General features: G+C 62.3%; 18 protein-coding genes. 5 read left to right on the top strand and 13 right to left on the bottom strand.

The features are described 5' to 3' along the window. Positions 1-693 (top strand): FAD-dependent oxidoreductase (locus BLT09_RS16960; RefSeq protein ID WP_167366458.1); only part of this gene is annotated, 693 nt, incomplete at its 5' end. Positions 694-729: 36 nt separating this feature from the next. Here BLT09_RS16960 and BLT09_RS16955 read toward each other — a convergent pair. Next, positions 730-1968, bottom strand: coding sequence for an SGNH/GDSL hydrolase family protein (locus tag BLT09_RS16955; protein WP_091594892.1), 1239 nt, complete (start codon positions 1966-1968; stop codon positions 730-732). 127 nt (positions 1969-2095) lie between these two features. After that, the gene (locus BLT09_RS16950) at positions 2096-3319 is read right to left on the bottom strand and encodes a lytic murein transglycosylase (protein WP_091594951.1); all 1224 of its coding nucleotides are present in this window, start codon (positions 3317-3319) and stop codon (positions 2096-2098) included. Positions 3320-3531: 212 nt separating this feature from the next. Here BLT09_RS16950 and galU point away from each other — a divergent pair, with 212 nt between their 5' ends. Beyond that, the gene (gene galU / locus BLT09_RS16945; RefSeq protein ID WP_023798070.1) at positions 3532-4437 is read left to right on the top strand and encodes a UTP--glucose-1-phosphate uridylyltransferase GalU; all 906 of its coding nucleotides are present in this window, start codon (positions 3532-3534) and stop codon (positions 4435-4437) included. Positions 4438-4505: 68 nt separating this feature from the next. Here the strand turns inward: galU and BLT09_RS16940 are convergent, their stop codons facing one another. Continuing rightward, positions 4506-6236, bottom strand: a complete 1731-nt coding sequence (locus BLT09_RS16940; protein ID WP_091594890.1) for an outer membrane beta-barrel protein — start codon at positions 6234-6236, stop codon at positions 4506-4508. A 161-nt stretch (positions 6237-6397) separates the two neighbouring features. On the opposite strand from BLT09_RS16940, the gene BLT09_RS16935 reads away from it, so the two are divergent. Further along, entirely contained in the window at positions 6398-7399 is a 1002-nt protein-coding gene (locus BLT09_RS16935) for a KpsF/GutQ family sugar-phosphate isomerase (RefSeq protein WP_091594888.1), read from the top strand. Positions 7400-7477: 78 nt separating this feature from the next. Here BLT09_RS16935 and BLT09_RS16930 read toward each other — a convergent pair whose 3' ends face one another. From BLT09_RS16930 to BLT09_RS16890, 10 genes are all read right to left on the bottom strand, one after another. After that, a complete protein-coding gene (locus BLT09_RS16930; RefSeq protein WP_091594886.1) occupies positions 7478-7948 on the bottom strand; it encodes an NfeD family protein in 471 nt (156 codons plus the stop codon). Positions 7949-7952: 4 nt separating this feature from the next. Beyond that, entirely contained in the window at positions 7953-8903 is a 951-nt protein-coding gene (locus BLT09_RS16925; protein ID WP_091594884.1) for an SPFH domain-containing protein, read from the bottom strand. Positions 8904-9052: 149 nt separating this feature from the next. Further along, complete coding sequence (gene hemH, locus BLT09_RS16920) at positions 9053-10117, bottom strand: ferrochelatase (RefSeq protein WP_091594881.1); 1065 nt, start codon at positions 10115-10117, stop codon at positions 9053-9055. 148 nt (positions 10118-10265) lie between these two features. Beyond that, positions 10266-12287: a bifunctional metallophosphatase/5'-nucleotidase gene (locus tag BLT09_RS16915; RefSeq protein ID WP_091594948.1), complete on the bottom strand. Its 2022-nt coding sequence runs from the start codon at positions 12285-12287 to the stop codon at positions 10266-10268. A gap of 178 nt (positions 12288-12465) precedes the next feature. Continuing rightward, positions 12466-12837, bottom strand: coding sequence for an outer membrane lipoprotein Omp10 (gene omp10, locus BLT09_RS16910; RefSeq protein WP_091594946.1), 372 nt, complete (start codon positions 12835-12837; stop codon positions 12466-12468). 198 nt (positions 12838-13035) lie between these two features. Then, entirely contained in the window at positions 13036-14481 is a 1446-nt protein-coding gene (locus tag BLT09_RS16905) for a homospermidine synthase (RefSeq protein ID WP_091594879.1), read from the bottom strand. Between the two features lie 183 nt (positions 14482-14664). Continuing rightward, the gene (locus BLT09_RS34320) at positions 14665-14838 is read right to left on the bottom strand and encodes a hypothetical protein (RefSeq protein ID WP_167366457.1); all 174 of its coding nucleotides are present in this window, start codon (positions 14836-14838) and stop codon (positions 14665-14667) included. Positions 14839-14850: 12 nt separating this feature from the next. Beyond that, positions 14851-15111: a nitrate reductase gene (locus BLT09_RS16900; protein ID WP_091594877.1), complete on the bottom strand. Its 261-nt coding sequence runs from the start codon at positions 15109-15111 to the stop codon at positions 14851-14853. 72 nt (positions 15112-15183) lie between these two features. Beyond that, on the bottom strand, positions 15184-16188 hold the full coding sequence (locus tag BLT09_RS16895; protein WP_167366456.1) for a CobW family GTP-binding protein: 1005 nt from the start codon (positions 16186-16188) through the stop codon (positions 15184-15186). A gap of 90 nt (positions 16189-16278) precedes the next feature. Further along, positions 16279-16659 (bottom strand): Fur family transcriptional regulator, encoded by a 381-nt coding sequence (locus tag BLT09_RS16890; protein ID WP_091594875.1) that lies wholly within the window; start codon positions 16657-16659, stop codon positions 16279-16281. Positions 16660-17031: 372 nt separating this feature from the next. Between BLT09_RS16890 and aztC the strand changes: the two genes are divergently transcribed. Next, positions 17032-18015 (top strand): zinc ABC transporter substrate-binding protein AztC, encoded by a 984-nt coding sequence (gene aztC, locus BLT09_RS16885; protein ID WP_091594942.1) that lies wholly within the window; start codon positions 17032-17034, stop codon positions 18013-18015. Between the two features lie 85 nt (positions 18016-18100). Beyond that, positions 18101-19312, top strand: coding sequence for a zinc metallochaperone AztD (gene aztD / locus BLT09_RS16880; RefSeq protein WP_091594873.1), 1212 nt, complete (start codon positions 18101-18103; stop codon positions 19310-19312). The last annotated feature ends 68 nt before the right edge of the window (positions 19313-19380 follow it).

The following is a 19380-nucleotide window of genomic DNA, read 5'->3' as shown; positions in this document are numbered from 1 at the left end:
GGCGTGCATGACGCGATGCCTTACCTGGTGCAGCAGAACAAGCGCATCGGCGGCGAGCCGATCCAGTCGGTGGCGTGGCCGTCGCCGCCGATCGTCGCCGGCGGCCAGCATGTCGTCGTCGTCGGCGGCGGCGACACCGCGTCCGACTGCGTCGGCACCGCCTTCCGCCAGGGCGCCGTTCGCGTCACCCAGCTCGACATCCGGCCGCAGCCGCCGGAAAAGGAAGACAAGCTTTCGGTCTGGCCCTACTGGGCGACGAAGATGCGCACCTCGTCCTCGCAGGCGGAAGGCGCCGAGCGCGAGTTCCAGGTGGCGACGCTCGAATTCATCGGCGAGGACGGCGCGTTGACCGGCGTCAAATGCTGCGAGGTCGATGAAAAGCGCAAGCCGATCGCCGGCACGGAATTCGTCATCCGCGCGGATCTCGCCTTCATCGCTATCGGCTTTGCTGGGCCGGCCGCGGTCGGGCCGGTGTCGGAATTGGCTGGCCAGATGAAGATCGCCATCGACAGCCGCCGCTCGAACAACGTCGAGGCCAATGATCGCGACTACAAGACCAGCGTCGAAAAGCTCTATGCGGCGGGCGATGTGCGCCGCGGTCAATCGCTGGTCGTCTGGGCGATCCGCGAGGGCCGTCAGGCAGCGCGTTCGATCGACGAGGCGCTGATGGGATCGAGCGTGCTGCCACGCTGAGACCGTCTCCTACTTGTGTGCGGCCGCCCGGCAGGTTTACGGAGTGATCGCCGTGGTCGTTTCGGGCACGGCCGCCGCCGCCGCAGGCTGCTTCCTTGGCGGCCAGGAAAAATCGTCCGCGCGTCCGGGCGAAGCAGCTGATACCTTGCCCTCGACGAAGAGTTTTTCGCCAGGCCCGTCCGCCTTTGCCGGCGCTGCGGCGCCGAGAAGTTCCGTACCGCCGTCGAGTGCCGGATCGCTGAGCAGCATCGGCACGGTGCGATCGACGGGCATGGGTGTCGGTGTCGGCGCCCCGACCGGAGCGCCGGCTGGCGCATAAGCTGCCAGTGTGCCCGGAGGCGAGGTCATTCCAAGGATCTTCAGCAAGGGTTTTTCGGCATAGAAGGCGAGCTTGCGTTTGCCGGCTTTCGACACACGGATGCCGTCGTCGGTGCGCAGGCGCACCGGCTGGCCGTTGATATCAGGCCCGCTGGTGACAAAGGCGCCTTCCTCGTCGACGAAACCGTCCCAGATGTCGACGAATTCGCCGCCATGGCTCTCGGCCGTCGAGCGGTAGATGTCGTTGAAAGCCAGCATGTCTGAGGTCATCTTCGGCGCCTTGAAGGCCGGCATGCCGACCCACAGATACGGCACCTTGGCCGATGCGATGGCCCTGCCGAACGCTTCGGTACGGCGTTCGTATTCCTTGGTCCACGCTTCGGACCGTGGCTGTTCGCGTTCACCGTTCACGCGCATCTGCTGCCGATCGTTGGAACCCAGCATGACGATCACGGCCGCGGGCTTTTCGGCCTCGATCAGCGACTTGATCTGCTCAGGCCAGTTGTAGAAATCGTCACGCACGAAACCGGACGAACCATTGCTGCGAACGACGATCCTGACCTTGTTGTTTTCGGCAAAGGCGGTCTCGAGACCCTCGGCGAGGCCGGTCGCCATGAAATCGCCGACCACCAGAACGGTGCGGGCATCCGGCGCCTTCTCGACAATGGGGGCTGCCGGCTCAGCCGGCCGGCGCGGCGCAGCACGCGACTTTCTGACTTTTGGCTTGCGTGGCCCGATCCTCTGAATCCGTCGCGGCTCAATCAGTCGTGGCGGCTCCATCCGCTCGCTTCGGCGCAGAAACAACAGGTCGCGCAGCGACCAGCCACGCCTTTGTTCTTCCTGCGCCACGGCGGGCGTGTGAAAGACGGCGGCAGTGCCGACGGCCAGGACGGCAATAGCCAGAATCAGGATCGGCACGCGACGAAGGATCACACGGATACGCGCAGCCGAAACCAATTACCGTCTCCATCCCTAAAGAGCGCCGGACTCTGATACAACCGTGCCGCCGCTCTACCTTAAGTTGAGCATCGGATTTCCTCAAAACCGGTTTGGGTCCGATGCTCCAGGTCTGCCCTATGCGAAGCTAGTTCTGCCTGAGCCATTTGAGCACTTCCATGCTCGGATGTCCGTCCTGGGTCAAGCCAGCCTTCGCCTGGAAGGCCATGATAGCGGCTTTCGATCCCTCGCCGATCTTGCCGTCGAACTTGCCGTCATAGTAGCCGTACTGGGAAAGCCGTTGCTGAAGCTCCTGCCTCTCCTCGAAGGAGAGCTTCGTGAAAGGCCGCTTCCAGTCCTGCACAAGCCCACCATAACCGGCGATTTCGTCGGCAAGAAGGCCAACGGCAACCGCATATTTGTCGGCATTGTTGTAACGCTTGATGACCGAAAAATTCTTGACCATCAGGAAAGCCGGGCCGCCGCGGCCGCCTGGCACCTTCAGCGTGGCCTTCTCCCCACTCTTGAACGGCTTGCCGTTGGCACGCGTGACACCGAGCGCTTGCCATTGCGACAACGACTTCGATCCGGCCGGGAACTTCTTTCCGTCGGGAAGGCTGACTTCATAGCCCCAGGTCTTGCCGGCCTGCCAGCCGTTCTTCCTGAGCAGATTGGCGGCCGTTGCCAATGCATCGGGAATCGAATTCCAGATGTCACGCTTGCCGTCGCCGTCCATGTCGACCGCATAGGCCTGGTAGCTGGTGGGAATGAACTGGGTATGGCCCATGGCGCCGGCCCATGAGCCACTGAGGTGGCTTTTATCGATGTCGCCCCTTTGCAGGATCTTCAGCGCCGCGATCAACTGCGTGCGGGCGAATTTCGATCGTCTCGAATCGGCATAGCCAAGCGTGGCTAGCGAACGCACGACATTGCGCATGACATCGTCGCGCTTGAGGATTTCGCCGTAGTTCGATTCCATCGACCAGATCGCCAGCAGGATGTGACGGTCGACGCCGTATCTTGCCTCGATCCTGTCCAGCCACGGCTTCCACTTCCTGGCCATCTGCTTGCCAACAGCGACCGACTGGTCATGGACGCGGTTGTCGAAATAGTCCCAGGCGGGCGCGGTGAATTCGGGTTGATAACGCGCTTTTTCCAGCACGACCGGGTCGGCATCGCTGATGCCCTCGAATGCGCGGTCGTAAACGGCGCCGGAAACGCCGCTCCGCACCGCGGTGGCGCGGAAGCTCGCCACCCATTGCCGGAAACCGGCGTCGGCAAAAGCCGATCCGGTGGGCATCAGCAAGGCAAGCGACAGACTGGCGGCCGCAACGATGCTGGTGAAGCGCTTTGCGGCGTCGCGAACGGACATCTTTTCCTCCTTCTTCATCACAGGAAGATCATTCATCGCCGAACCCGGTTAGCATTTAGTTTACCATAGGTGCCGTTGGGAACGAAAAGGCGGGTTGGTGCTTTACGGACTACAGATTTTTTCTGACCAGCCGTTCCATAATCCCAGATTCCGGCACGAAAATGTCTTGAAGCGGGATTGCCGAACAGCCTTAGAAGCGGATATTTGACAGCATGAAGAGAGTTCGCAAGGCAGTTTTCCCGGTCGCTGGCCTCGGCACGCGTTTTCTCCCGGCCACCAAGGCCATACCCAAGGAAATGCTGACCGTCGTCGACAGGCCAGTCATCCAGTATGTGGTCGACGAGGCACGCGAAGCCGGCATCGAGCATTTCATCTTCGTGACCGGACGCAACAAGGCGGTCATCGAGGACCATTTCGACGTTCAGTTTGAACTCTATGACACGCTCGCCCAACGCGGCAAGGACGACGAGCTCGCCCGCCTGCAGCGGCTGCAACCTTCGCCAGGGCAGACCAGCTTCACCCGTCAGCAGGTGCCGCTTGGCCTTGGCCATGCCGTCTGGTGTGCCCGCGAGCTGGTCGGCGACGAGCCCTTCGCGCTGCTTTTGCCCGATATGATCATGCAGTCCGAAAAAAGCTGCATGAAGGAGATGGTCGAGCTTTATGCCGAGACCGGCAACAACATCGTCGCGGTTCAGGAATGCGACCCCGCCGAGGCGCATAAATACGGTATCGTCGGCCGCGGCGAGGATACGCATCACGGTTTCCGCATTACCGGCATGGTGGAGAAGCCGAAGACCGGCACGGCACCCTCCAACCTATACATCAACGGGCGCTACATCCTGCAGCCGGAGATATTTGGGATACTCGAAGGCCAGGAGAAGGGCGCCGGCAACGAGATACAACTCACCGATGCGATGCTGAAGCTGGAGAAGCAGCAGCCCTTCTATGGCTGCCACTACCGAGGGCGCACCTTCGATTGCGGATCGCCGGAAGGCTTTGTCGAGGCCAACGTCGCCTTCGCACTGTGGCGCAGCGACATGAACGGACGCATGGCGGGCGTTATCAGCAAGCTTCTCGACGAGATGAAACCGTCAGAGCAGCGGGGCGCGGCGTTCTAACCCCCGGGCTAATGCATGCGCGCAAAAGCAAGCCCTCGGGCCTGAACCGAGGGTGCGCGGCGGCTGGTTTATGGCTGCAGCGTCACCCCGACAAAGATGCTGTGGGCGGTGTAGTCGCGGCCCTCGATGTTGCTGGTCTGTTTTTCAGTTCTGGCGCGGGTGGTCAGTCCGGCATATCGGTTCAGCCACCATGTCAGTGATGCCTCGGCGCTCAGCGTCAGATCATGGCCGTCCGACCCGATGTAGTCGCGCCAGTCTATGCCGAGAGCTGCGTTGCCGATCAGGTTGGCACGGATTTCCCGCTCGCCGGTGAGGCGGCCGGAGTAAAGGATGGTGCCACTTTCGTTGGCGGTTGTCGTGCCCTCGACGATCGTCTGTCCGGTGAGGCCGATCGTGGTGCCGCGTTGCGGCGACCATCTGAGGTCGGCGTTCACCGTGGCGCCCGAAATTGCCGGCAGGCGGTCGTCGTCGATCGCCTCGCGCAGCCAGCCGGCCGAGAACTCGCCGGCAAGCTTCTCGCCGAGGTCGAGCTCGGTGCCGGCCCGAACCCCAAGCCGCGTCGAGGATCGTTCGAAACCATTGCTGTCGACGCGCAAATCATAGACCCGGCGGCCGATTTCGACCTCGGTGAAAGGGGTTATGGCGGGCGAAATCTCATAGCCGGTGCGCAAGGTGGCGGTATAGAGCGTCGAATCGCGGTCTTTCTGCGACAGCGTTCCGCCCGTCGAAAGCCTGGCGTCGCCGTAGATGTCGTGTTCGACTGCGCCGGTCAGGGCGAAGCGCATCTTGCCGGCATCCTTCTCGACCGCCAGGCTGCCATCAATGGTCTGGCGCACCGGCTGCTCGGCGGTGCCTTCGATGACGACCGGCGAGGAAGCCGATTCCGGTGCCGCCTCGTAACCGAGCTTGGCGATGGCGCGCAGATCGTTGTCGAAGTCGACATTGAGCGTGCCTTCGACACGGCCGCGCGCCTCCTCAACCTCGTCGCCCGATAGGGTCTTGAGAAAGGTGCCGTAGCCGTCGACGGTAGCCGAATTCTCCCGCCAGTCGGAGATGGCGTTGAAGCGCAGCGTCGTTTCCGACAGCAGGGCCGGCTTGCCTTCGCTGCTTGAATCGGCATTCGATGAGGCCTTCAGGCCTTGCTCGAGCGTCGGCCTGATCACGAAGGAGCCGAGTTTGATGCCGGTGGCGGCGAACGGGTCGTCCTCGGCCCTCCTGTCCCGGCCTTCGATGGCTTCGGCGCGCTCGGCGCCCGGATCGAGTTGCTGCCTGTCGGCGGAATCGATGGTCACGGCACGGGAATTGATTGGGTCCGTCTCGGCGGTGTCCTCGTCATCCGTCGGGGCCGTCGTCGCGGTGGCGGCTTGTGTCTCGGCGGCTTCGTCCTGATCGGCTGCGCCCTGGGTTGCGCTCGATGGCCGGCGCGGCGGGACGGGAACGGGGGCGTCCGCAAACGGATCGTCGGTTGCTTCCGGCGGATCAAAAATGCTGCCGGTCGCGGGTGCCGCGTCGTCGTCCTGCACGGCGCCCGGGCTGGCCGGCTGATAGGTGGGCGTCGGCGCAGTGCTCTGCGTGGTTGCACCGGCCTGCGCCGTCTGATCCTGGGCAATGCTCAATTGCCTGGTTTTGCGCTGCTGGTCGTCCAGAATCGCCGATTCCGAAACCTCGCCGCGCAGCTCGGTTACCTGGGCATAGGGCTGCGCAGGCCGCAGCAAGGCGAAGACGCTGGTCGCCAGCAGCAAGGCGCAGACCGCCTTGCCGTTTCGTCTTCTTTTCTTTTCAGGCGGGACCCCGGACATCGCTACCACTGCTTGCGCGGCGCACGCGCGCCATACTTACCGAACCGTAAACGGGGATGGTTAACGGAGGGTTGAGCGACGGTCGACCAAAGCCCACTGGATAGCTACCGGATGGCAATTCCGTTGGACAGGCGCGCAGCAAAGCGCTAATCGCATCAGCCATGCATGCGGGATCCCCAGACAAGAAGCGGCTCGATGGGCAGGCTTCGATCGCCTCGGCGCTTAGAACGGTAGCGACCGAGCAGGCCGGTGTCGCGGCGCTGGCGGCCGCGCTCGAGAACGGGTTGACCGAACCGTTCGCGCGCGCCGTCGATATGGTGTCGCATATCGCCGGCCGCGTCATCGTCAGCGGCGTCGGCAAGAGCGGCCATATCGGCTCAAAGATCGCGGCGACGCTCGCCTCGACCGGCACGCCGGCTTTCTTCGTCCATTCTGCCGAAGCCAATCATGGCGACCTCGGCATGATCGCCAGGGACGACGCCATCATCGCCATATCGTGGTCGGGCGAGAGCCGCGAGCTCAAGGGCATCATCGCCTATTCCAGGCGCTTCTCGATTCCGCTGATCGCAGTCACCGCCGGAGAGCGATCGGCGCTGGCGCGGGCGGCCGATGTGGTGCTTTTGCTGCCGCGTGCGCCGGAAGCCTGCCCGCACGGCCTGGCGCCGACGACATCGACGCTGCTGCAACTGGTGATCGGCGATGCCCTGGCCATCGCCCTGCTCGAAGCGCGCGGCTTCACGCCGGATCATTTCCGCACTTTCCATCCCGGTGGGCAGCTTGGCGCCAATCTGACGCAGATCCGCGAAATCATGCATGTCGGCGACAGGCTGCCGCTGGTGCCTTCCGGCACTGGAATGCGCGAAGCGATCCTCGAATTGTCGCGCAAGGGGTTTGGCTGCGTGGCGATAACCGCTGCGGATGGTGCGCTGATCGGCATCATCACCGACGGCGACATCAGGCGCCACATCGGCAGCAATCTTCTGGCGATGAGCGTCGATCAGGTCATGACCAAGGAGCCGAAGACGGCCGGACCGGATACGCTGGTGGCGACCGCGCTGCAGACGATCAACAGTTCGACCATCTCCAGCCTGATGGTTGTCGAAGGCAGACGGCCGGTCGGACTTGTCCATCTGCACGATCTGCTGCGCATCGGCGCGGCCTGATCTCGCCAGAGCGAATTTCGAAACAGTCTCTGACAGACATCAGGCCTGTTTGAAAAGTCGCCCGCCGAGATGGTCGGATCAGTCCAGGACCGCCTCGACCGTCAGTTCCAGATCGGTGTCGGCCGCGCCCGTCACGCGCACCTGCGTGCCGGCCGGCAGGTCGGGGCCGGAGATGCGCCATAGCGTATCGCCCAGCTTTATCCGGCCGCGGCCGTCCCTGATCGGCTCGTCCAGGGTGGCCATCCTGCCGATCATCTGTGCGCCGCGGCGGTTGAGCAGTGGCTGATCGGTGCCATCATCGTGCCCACCCACCAGTCTCTTGCCGACATAGGTTGAAACCAGCGACATCGCCAGGAAGGCAAGAACCTGGATCTGCCAGGTCCAGAAGTCCGCGTCCCAGATGAGCAGGGACACCACGCCGATCAGCAGCGCGGCGATGCCGATCCACAGCATGAATATGCCCGGTGCGATGACCTCCATCACTAGGAGGACGAAGCCGAGAACCATCCAAACCCAGGGGCCGAGTTCGGAAATGATGCGTTCGAACATGGCCTCAGGTCTCGCTGGGACGAACCACGGGCGGGCGTGCAGCCTGCCGCGTGGTGCCGGCAGTGCCCTCTGCGCCGAAAACTTCCTTGGCGATCGCGCCGATGCCGCCGAGCGTGCCGATCAATGACGAAGCTTCCATAGGCATCAGCACGACCTTGCTGTTTGTGGCGGAGCCGATCCTGGTCAGTGCTTCGGTGTATTTCAGCGCAACGAAGTAGTTGAGCGCCTGCACGTCGCCCTTGGCGATCGCTTCCGACACCACTTGCGTGGCGCGGGCCTCGGCCTCGGCCGAGCGTTCGCGCGCCTCGGCGTCGCGGAAGGCGGCTTCCTTGCGGCCCTCGGCTTCCAGGATCTGCGACTGCTTGAGGCCTTCGGCGTCGAGGATCTGCGCGCGCTTGTTGCGCTCGGCCATCATCTGGCGACCCATCGATTCGACGAGATTGGCCGGTGGATTGATGTCCTTGATCTCGACGCGGGTGATCTTGATGCCCCAGGGATGTGCCGCTTCATCGACGACGCGCAGCAGGCGTTCGTTGATGGCGTCGCGGTTCGACAAAAGCTCGTCGAGGTCCATCGACCCCATCACGGTACGGATGTTGGTCATCGTCAGGTTGAGGATGGCGTTCTCCAGACCGGCGACCTGGTAGGCGGCCTGCGCCGCGTTGAGCACCTGGTAGAAGGCGACGCCGTCGACGGCGACAGTGGCGTTGTCGCGGGTGATGATCTCCTGCGTCGGGACGTCGAGCACCTGCTCCATCATGTTCAATTTGGAGCCGATGCGGTCAACGAACGGCACGATGAGGTTGAGGCCGGGGCTCAATGTCTTGGTATAGCGGCCAAAGCGTTCGACGGTGTAATTGTAGCCTTGCGGGATTGTCCGGATGCCTTTGAAAAGCACGAGCACGACAAGAGCGACAAGAACAAGAAGCGCGATATCGAAACCACTGAAATCCATTTGGGTCTCCCTCAGATGCCGGCCACGGAAATGTTTCAACGCGACCGACTTCACCAAACACTTAAGTGTGTTTCAGGAACGTTACAATCAGGTGATAGTGGATAACCGGTGCATAGAAAGCCGGTTAGCGGCGCTCGATTATGTCCGCTTCAGATCCAGCCCGACAGTTCGCGTCGCACCATCGCCTCGATCACCGCCATGCCCTCGGCACTGTCGTTGAGGCAGGGAATATGCGCGAACTTTTCGCCGCCGGCATGATGGAAGGTTTCGGCCGCCTCCCTGCCGATCTCGTCCAGCGTCTCGATGCAGTCGACAGAGAAGCCCGGATTGACGATGGCGATCGATCTCACGCCTTCTCCGGGCAATTTCTCGACCGTCTTGTCGGTGTAAGGCTGCAGCCACTCCTGCGCGCCGAAGCGCGACTGGAACGTGGTGATCAGCTTCTTCTCATCCCAGCCGAGCTTTTCCCGCAGCAGCCGGGTCGTCTCAAGGCAATGGGCCTGGTAGGGGTCACCCTTGTCGGAATAGGGTTTCGGAATGCCGTGATAAGAGGCGATGACCATTTCCGGCTCGAAATCGAGGCTCGCCAGATGGCGCTCAATCGACGCGGCGAGCGCTTCGATATAGACCGGTTCGGCATAGTAGGGCGGCACGCTGCGGATCGCCGGGGCGCGGCGCATCTTCATCAGCGCGCGAAACAACTGGTCGTTGGCGGTGGCGGTCGTGGTCGCGGAATATTGCGGATAAAGCGGAAAAGTCAGAATGCGGTCGCAGCCCTGCGCGACCAGCCCTTTGGCGACGCTCTCGGTTGAAGGATTGCCGTAACGCATTGCCCAGTCGACGCTGACGCCGGGCAGGTCGCGCAGCGCCTCGGTCAGCTTTTCGCTCTGAGCGCGGGTGTAGGTGCGCAGCGGCGACTCGTCACGCTGCCGGTTCCAGATCCTGGCATAGTTGGCGCCCGACTTCTTCGGCCGTGTGGTGAGAACCAGCCCGTAGAGGATCGGGTACCAGATCGCCTTGTTGAGTTCGATGACGCGCGGATCGGACAGGAACTCCCTGAGATAGCGCCACATCGGCTTGAATTCCGTGCCGTCGGGAGTGCCGAGATTAACCAGCATGACGCCGATCCTGCCCGCCCCGACCGGCGGCTGTCCTTCCGGCAGCGGGTCGAGGACCGTCGCGGCCTTGGGATCGGCAGGGTTGGAAGGCGTCATAAAGGATCTCCGGACACCGCGCGAAACTAGCGATGCCGCGCCGGTTTTCAATGCAGCGTCTGGCCGCACCTTATCTAAGCTTGGGAGGCGAAAGCAGAAAAACCCGCCCCGGTTTGCCGGACGGGTTTTCCAACAATGACAGAAGAATTCAGTTTGCGGCCGGGATGGTCAAGGTTGCGCCGACGGGAAGCCGGCGCGGCTCGTAGTCCTGGTTGGCGTCGGAGATCGTTTTCCACCTGGCGCCATCGCCATAGGCCTTTTCCGCCAAATCCCAATAGGTGTCGCCGGCAACGATCACATGGCTGCTTTCGGCCGGCTTTGCCGGCTCGGCAGGCGCAGCCTCCGCTGGTGCCGGCGCTGTCGGGGCGGGTTCCGTCGGCACGGCTGGCGGTGTCGTGGCAATATCGTCCGAACCGGCCGGCGGTTCGGGCATCGCCGGTGCGGCTGGAGCCGTTTCTGCCGGTTTTGCGGGCTCGGCCGGAGCGGGAGCCTCGGCCGGCTTCGCCGATTCCTGGGCCGGATCCTGCGCCGGTTGCTGGCCCGGTTCCGCCGCGGCGGCGGCCGTGATTTCGGTGATGCGGCCCTCGAGCTTCGGCGTATAGGGCCGATGCGCGCCGAGATAATCGGCGACCACCTGTTCGAGGCCCGGACCGTAATCGTAGGCGTTCTTGGCCTTGTCGGCGAACACCTTGTAGCCGTCGCCACCCTGGCGCACATAGTTGTTGGTGGCGACCAGGTAATCCTTGTCCGGATTGATCGGCGTCCACCCGCCGCCTTGCATGACCTCGACCGACTTGACGCGCCCGGCATTCGCGACGGCCGATTTGTCGAATGAATACTTCAGACCGGCAACCTGCGGGAAGCGGCCGGCGCCGTCCTCGATCTGGCTGAGACCGTTCTCCAGCCCGGCAACCAGATCCTTGCCGGAAATCTGGAAGGTCGCCACTGTGTTCTGGAACGGCAGCACGTTCAGCACCTCGCCCATGGTGACGGTGCCCTGGTCGATCGAAGCGCGCAGACCGCCGCCATTCGTGATGACGATCTCGACACCCTGGTCCTTGACGCGGTCGAGGACGGCATCGGAGACAAGATTGCCCATCTCGCACTCGCGGGTGCGGCAGTTCTCACGGCTGCCGTCGATCGCCTTGGTGGTCTCGGCGACCTCCTGGTTCTTCAACGCCTCGATCGGCGCGCCGAGCTCCTTGATGCGGGCAAGCACGGCGGAGTCTGGCGTGATCGATTTGTCGAGGTAGATCGGGTCGCCGCTGGCCTGCTTGACGACACCGTTGTCGTCGAACACGACCTTGAACTCGCCGAGATATTTCGAATAGGACGCCGCCTGGACGACCGGCACCTTGTAGCCGTCCGGATTGTCGACCATCGTCGGGTAGGGGCCTTCAGCCTTGGGGTCGGTGTTGGACAGCAGCGAATGGCTGTGGCCGCCAACCACCACGTCGACACCCGGGATCTTGGCGATGACGTCACGCTCGCGCTTGTAACCAATATGGGTGACCGCGATGATCTTGTTGACGCCTTCTCCCTTCAATCTCTCGACCTCTGACGTGATCAACTTGACGTCGTCCTCGATCGTGACGTTAGGGCCTGGCGAAGCGAGCTCCGGCGTGTCGTTGGTGACCGCGCCGACGACGCCGATCTTCTGGCCGCCGACCTCGATCACAACAGACGGTTTCACGCGGTCACCGAGCTTGGATTGCGCGTTGGCCTTCACATTGGCGCCGAGCACCGGAAACTTGATCATATCCAGGAACGGCGCCAGCGCCGCCTCGCCATCGTCGAACTCGTGATTGCCGACCGCCATGGCGTCGAATTTCATCTGGTTGAGGAATTCGCCTTCGGTCTTGCCCTTGTAGGTCGTGTAGAACAGCGAACCCTGGAAATTATCGCCGGCGCTGAGCAGCAGCACGTTCTGGCCTTCCAGCTTCTTGCGCTGCTGGGCGATCGCCGTGATCAGCCGCGCCGCGCCGCCGGTGCACTCGCCCTTGGTCTCCTCTTCGGCCGAGCAGGTCGATTCATATTTGTTGTTGCTTTCGATGCGGCTGTGCCAGTCGTTGATGTGCAGGATGTTCAGAGTGTAGTCGGCAAAGGACATGCCGGTCGACAGGCCAAGCGTAGACGCCGAAAGGGCGGCAATGGCGGCGATCTTCTTCATCTTCGTCTCCCGGATGACCTGTTTAACGCCCTCGCTCGACTGGAATATAACAGCCGGCTTTTCGCCCATGTTCACATCGCGTTTTGGCCGATGCAAGTGGAATCGGGCCCAGCTTTGCCGGCACAAAAGGACGGCGGCCTCAAGCCGCCGCCCTTTGCAAAAGCAGTTCAGTATGGGCTCAGGTGCGTCGCGTCAGCACAAAGTTCTGCCCGCTCACGCTGGTGCAATTAAGCTGCGAGGTGGAGATCAACAAGCAGTTGAAACCGATCGGCGTCTGGCGGATCAGCGAAGTGCCCTGGATTTGGACCGAGGTGCCGCCGGTCATGGCGTAGCTGCCGTCGGCAAGCTTCTGGCCGGTGTCGGTGGCGACGGTCTTGAAGCTGCCGCCGGCGAAGGTCGACAGGCCCGTGCCCTGCGCGTCGATCCATGAGCCTTCGACCGGACTCCGCGTGGCCGATGGCGGCCCGCCCGGGCCGGCGGTGGTGCACGCCGCCAAGGCGGCAGCGGCCGCGACAACGCCGGCCGAAAGCAATTTGCGCGCAATCGTCATCATCAAGATCCTCTCCTCTCGCATTGGCCCGAAAATCGATGCGATTTTTCGGAAAGCACGATGCGTACACTCGAACCGCCAGAGCGTACTTTGTGCGTCCAAATGGATGCACGTCGCTCCAGGCCGCCTTCCTTCAATCGCCCGATTTCCAGACGATTGCAAGGCAGTGAGACATTGCTTTCGAACGAGGATGTTGAACTATCGAACGAGGATGTTGCGGAATTGCCATGGGTCGTTTTTGTCGAGGTCTTCCGGGAACAGCCCAGGGCGGTTGTCGAGCGGCGTCCAGTCGGTGTAATAGCCCTTGATCGGCCCGAGATAGGGCGACTGCACTTCCAGGCAGCGCCTGTAGTCCATCTCGTCCGCCTCGACGATACCGGCCTCGGGATTTTCCAGCGCCCAGACCATGCCCGCCAGCACTGCCGACGTGACCTGCATGCCCGTGGCGTTCTGATAGGGCGCCAGCTTGCGCGCTTCCGCCAGCGACAGCTGCGAGCCGTACCAATAGGCGTTCTTGTCGTGGCCGTAGAGCAGCACGCCGAGTTCGTCGACACCGTCGACCAGTTCGTTTTCATCGAGCACGTGATGCACCGGTTGTGCCTTGCCGGCGGCGCCGAACATCTCGTGCAGCGACAGCACGGCGTCGTTGCAGGGATGGTAGGCGTAGTGGCAGGTCGGGCGATATTGGACCTTGCCCTTCTTGCCGCGCAGGGTGAAGAAGTCGGCGATCGAGATCGACTCGTTGTGGGTCACCAGGAAGCCATATTGCGGGCCCGGCGTCGGGCACCAGCTGCGCACACGCGTGTTGGCGCCCGGCTGCTCCAGATAGATTGCGGCCTTCGAGCCATGCTTGTGCTTCTTGCCGTTCTTCGGCATCCACGTCTCATGCGTGCCCCAGCCGAGCTCGGCCGGTTGAAGCCCTTCCGAGATGAAGCCTTCGACCGACCAGGTATTCCAGAACACGTTCATCGGCTTCGGCTTCTTGGTGCGCTGTGTGTCGCGCTCGGCGATGTGGATACCCTTGACGCCGGCCTTCTTCATCAGCCTGGCCCAAGCATCGCGATCGTGCTGCGCGGGCTCGGAGAATTCGAGGCCAAGATCGGTGGCGAGGTTGACCAGCGCCTGCTTGACGAACCACGAGACCATGCCTGGGTTGGCGCCGCAGGTGGAGATTGCGGTCGCCCCGCCGGGGTGCGCGCGCTTTTCTTCGATCATGGATTCGCGCAGCGCATAATTGGTGCGGCTGCCAGTGTCGGCCTTGGTGTCGAAATAGAAGCCGAGCCATGGCTCGACGACGGTGTCGATGTAAAGCACACCCAGCTTGCGACAGAGCCGCATCAAATCCACCGAGCCGGTGTCGACCGACAGGTTGACGCAAAAGCCCTGGCCACCGCCTTTGGTCAGCAGCGGCGTCAAAAGCTTCTTGTAGTTCTTGCTGGTCACCGCATCCTGCATGAAGGTGATGTCGCGCTCGTCGAGCAGCTTGCGGTCGGTATCGCGTGGGTCGATGACCGTCATGCGCGACTTGTCGAACTTGAAATGGCGCTCGATCAGCGGCAGCGTTCCCCGTCCGATCGAGCCGAAGCCGATCATCACGACAGGGCCGGTGATCTCACCGTAAACGGGCCAGTTTTCATTCGCCATTTTATCGATTACTCCCTCAGACAGGCTGAAAAGCCGGGCAAACAGACGCAAAGCGGAGCACTTTTTTGCCCGACCACCACGCGCTACAACCACAGATCATTGTCATAAACCAGCGAAAAGCCGCGAGCTACGCCGCATTCGTCATGTGGTTAAGGAGGACGACCAGCCGCTGACGGCCGGCCGTCATTCCCCGAGTTGGCCCTTGTAGTCGAGTTGGGCGAAGCCGGCCGCCAGCAATGGCGCGGGCGAAAGATGTGGCGAGCACCAGCTCTCGTCGACGGTTCCCGATCTCGGTCCCATGCCGGTGACACTCGGTACGCGCCAGAGCTTTGGCCAAGAGGCCGACACCCTGCGCATATCCCGATCCATTCACCCTCGCGGCAGATCATGCGAGGTCACATCGGCGATTGCTTTTTTGACCCGGATCGTCTCGATTTTCTCGCCGGGACGCATTATGCCGATCACCGTTTCGATGTCGGGACAGCCATTTTTGCGGCATGCCAGCTCCGTGACGGACACGACGACATCGTCATCGAGCCCGCAAGCCCTGCGAACCCAGAGCTTGATCTGTCTGGTCTTCTCCGGAAGGGCAAGGCCGCGCGGGGCGAGTGGGTTCGCGAGACGGTTCATATCCAATCCCGTCCCGAAGACGACGGCGCTCGGCAACGGGATAAAGGACGCGCGCTGTCGTCGGCCTTGCCCCTATGCATTCAGCGCCACCAGCGAGTCCATTTCGGCGCGGCATTTGAGGAAGCCGTCTTCGATCAGGTCTTTGGGCAGGTTGCGGCCGATAAATACCAGGCGGCTGACGCGCTTCTCCCCCGCTTTCCAGGGGCGCTGGTGGTCGCCTTCCAGCAGCATGTGGACGGCCTGAACGACAAAGCGGTCCTCATCGCCCTTGAACGCCAGGATGCCTTTCATGCGCAACATGTCGATGCCGAATTTCTGTGTGATCATCTGGATCCACGGCAAGAACTTGCGCGGATCGATCGACGCTTCGGTGACGAGAGAGAAGCTGGTGACGTGATCGTCATGCACATGGTCGTGGCCCGGGTCGAGAAAGTCCGGCTCGACTTCAAGGACACGGTTCAGATCGAACGCGCCGCGATCCAGAACCTCGTCGAGTGGAACGTTGCAACGTATGGAATGCTTGATCGCAGCCGTCGGGTTGATCCTGCGAATGCGCGCCTCCACTGCCTTGAGTTCGGCCGGCGCCACCAGGTCGGTCTTGTTCAGTATGACGATATCGGCGAAGGCGAGTTGCTCCTGCGCCTCATGCGCATGATCCAGTTCGCCGAGGAGATGCTTGGCATCGGCGACGGTGATGATCGCGTCGAGTGTCGTCTTCTGCCTCACATCGTCGTCGACGAAGAAGGTCTGGGCGACGGGGGCGGGATCGGCAAGGCCGGTCGTCTCGATCAGGATGGCGTCGAAACGGTCCCTGCGCTGCATCAAGCTCTCAATGATCCGGATCAGGTCGCCGCGCACCGTGCAGCAGATGCAGCCGTTGTTCATCTCGAAGACTTCTTCGTCGGTATCGACGATGAGGTCGTTGTCGATGCCAATCTCGCCGAACTCGTTGACGATCACGGCGTAACGCTTGCCGTGCTGTTCGGACAGGATGCGGTTGAGCAGCGTCGTCTTGCCGGCGCCGAGGTAGCCGGTAAGAACCGTGACGGGCATTTTCTGGGAGGCTTCAAGCGGCATGGTCGTCTCCGGATGTTGGATTGTTGCGGATTGAAGCTGGGTCAGGCGCGAGCCGATTGGATCGCCCGTAGACGGAAGGCCGGCGTCTGTTCAATGCGCGCAAGCCTCGCATAGACCCGAAAGCTCCACCGTGGCAGAGTTGGTTTGGAAGCCCTGCCGTCGGGCAATCCGGCGCAGCACCCGCTCCAATGCCGGGTCATGAACCTCACTTGCCCGCCCGCAATTCGCGCAGATTGCAAAGGCGGCGCGGCCATGGGTGCCGCATTCGCTGTGGACGCAGAGCGCAAACGCGCTCAGGCTCTCGATCCGGTGAACCAGGCCCTGCTCGACGAGCCGATCCAGAGCGCGATAGATCTGTAGCGGTGAGCGGAGCCCTTCCTGGCGAAGAAGTCCAAGCAGTTCATAGGCCCCCATCGGCCTCTCGGAGCGCGTCAGCGCGTCGAGTACCAGCTGCTGGTTGCGTCCACGCATCCGCTGTTCCCCCTTTTTCCAGCAGTTTGGTTCCAGGCAGTTTCGAGCACAATGGCGGGCGTCAGTTATAGTATAACATTTTGGATTGACGAACGTGATAACATAACATAACGGAACGTCAAGAGCGGGCTGACTTCTATGGCTCCCGCGGAGATGGATCGAATGGCTGCCTGTGTTGATCTTTCAAGACCTGACACTTCAAATCCTGACGCTGGGGCCACAACAGCGCGCCTCGATGGGATCGTGCAGGACGACGATCATATGTCGGCGGGCACGATCCACATTCCCTTTTATCTCTGCCGGGGTGTGCGGCTGCTCGCCACGCGTCCGGCGCATCTCCCACAGAACCGCTTGAACAAAGGAGTCGGTCGAATGTCCAGGACGCTAAAACTCGCCGCCGTGATAGGCGCTATAACATCGATGCCAATCGCTCCGTCGGTGGCCGCTGCCGAGAACCTCAGGGTTGTCGCCAGTTTCTCGATCATCGCCGATTTCGCCAAGAATGTCGGCGGCGATCGTGTCGACATCGTCACGCTGGTCGGCCCGAATGGCGACGCCCATGTCTACGAACCGAAACCGGCCGACGCGGCAACCGTCGGTTCGGCCGACGTGGTGCTGGTCAACGGCCTCCAGTTCGAGGGTTTCCTCCAGCGTCTCGTCGAGGCGAGCGCCACCAAGGCGCCGATCGTGGAATTGACCAAAGGTGGCGAGGTGTTGCGCAACGCCGAGGAAGAAGGTCACCACGATCAGGATCAAGCCGCCGAGGGCGGGGAAAAACACGCCGCGGCGGAAGAGGGCCATGAGGAAGGGCACCATCATCACGGCGAGTCCGATCCCCATGCATGGCAGTCCGTGCACAATGCCGAACTCTATGTGAAGAACATCGCCGACGCCTTCTGTGCCGCCGATGCAGCCGGCTGCGACACTTATCGGGCCAATGCCGAATCATACGGCCAGCAGCTCGAGGCACTGGAAGCGGAGATCAAGGCTGCCGTCGCTGAGATCCCCGAGGACAAGCGCACGATCATCACCTCCCACGACGCCTATGGCTATTTCGAACACGAATACGGCATAAAATTCCTGGCACCGGAGGGCGTCTCCACCGAATCCGAGGCTTCAGCCTCCGACGTCGCGGCGCTGATCAAACAGATCAGGCAAGACAAGGCTTCGGCAATCTTCGTGGAGAACGTCACCAATCCGCGCCTGATCGAGCAGATCGCCAGCGAGACGGGCCTGAAAGTCGGCGGTGAACTCTACTCCGACGCCCTGTCGGATAAGAACGGTCCGGCTGCGACCTATCTCGAGATGATGCGGCACAACATCACGACGATCAAAGGCGCGATCCTCGGAAGCTGACCGCCAGCCCTGTGATGGAAAGGCGGAGCAATCCGCCTCTTCGTCGATCACCAAGAGTTATGTAATAACATTCAAGGAGAATACCGTGAGGACAAATTGGGCGTCAGCCACGGCCATCGCGCTGCTTGTGTCCCTATCAACAAGTGCTGCCCATGCCGAGGAGGTGACCGCATGGCGCCTCTTCATCTCGGATCACGCGGACCCGAAGGTGACCGTAGTCGATGCGATCGATGGCGAAAAGCTCGACACGTTCGAGATCAAAGGGCCGGCGTCGCTCCATCGCAGCGAAAGCGGCAGGACCGTGTTTGCCGTGCAGGGCTCGGCCGGCGTCGTTGCCGGGATCGCGAGCGGCATTTCCTTCGAGGACCACGGCGAGCACGGCGACATCGACGTCGAAGCGCCAAAACTTGCCGGCGTCGAGATCACAGGCAAGAAGCCGTCGCATTTCGTCGAGCATGACGGAGACTTCGCCGTTTTCTTCGACGGCGAAGGTGTCGCCCGCATCATCTCCGAAAAATCCGTCCTGGAAGGCAAGCCGGATTTCAGGCAAGTGAAGACCGACGCGCCGCAGCACGGCGTCGCAGTCGCCTATGGCTCCCATGTCCTCCTGTCGGAGCCGAACCGGGAAAAGCCGGACGAACTCCCGGTCGGGATCAGCGTCGCTGACAAAGCCGGCGCGCCGATCGACGGCGTCCACGCCTGCCCAGACCTCCACGGCGAGGCGTCTTCCGGCAATATCCTGGCTTTCGCCTGCGCGACCGGCCTGCTTGTCGTCAGCCATGGCGACGGCAGCCCGGCGATCCGTCATCTGCCCTATGCCGACAGCCTGCCGGATGGCAAAACGACGACGCTGATCGGCGGCAGAGGCCTGCAATATTTCCTCGGCAACTACGGCGCCGACAAGGTGGTGCTGATCGATCCGACGATCGAGAGCGACGCATTCCGGCTGATCAACCTTCCGACGCGCAGCGTGCATTTCGCGATCGACCCCGTTCGTGCAAAATTCGCCTACGTCTTCACCGAGGACGGCCAGCTTCACCAGCTCGACGTGGTCAAGGGGGAGATCGCAAACTCGCTCAAGCTGACCGACCCCTATTCGATGGACGGTCACTGGAGCGATCCGAGGCCGCGTGTCGCGGTCGCCGGCGACAAGATCGTGGTCACTGATCCCCTGCAAGGCGTGCTGCACGTCGTTGACGCGACGTCGTTTGAGAAAACCGGCGACATTGCCGTCGAAGGCAAGCCCTTCAACATCGTTTCCGTCGGCGGCTCCGGTCAGACCCACGAAGGCGAATAGTCGCTCCTCCCAAGCGGCTGCCGCGCGTCCGGCCCATTCTTCTCGGGCCGGACGCATCTTTTACAACT

The organism is Mesorhizobium muleiense, assembly GCF_900099905.1.
Lineage (GTDB): Bacteria > Pseudomonadota > Alphaproteobacteria > Rhizobiales > Rhizobiaceae > Mesorhizobium > Mesorhizobium muleiense.
Note: the sequence above shows the minus strand (reverse complement) of the source record. Positions and strands in the feature narration are given on the sequence as shown.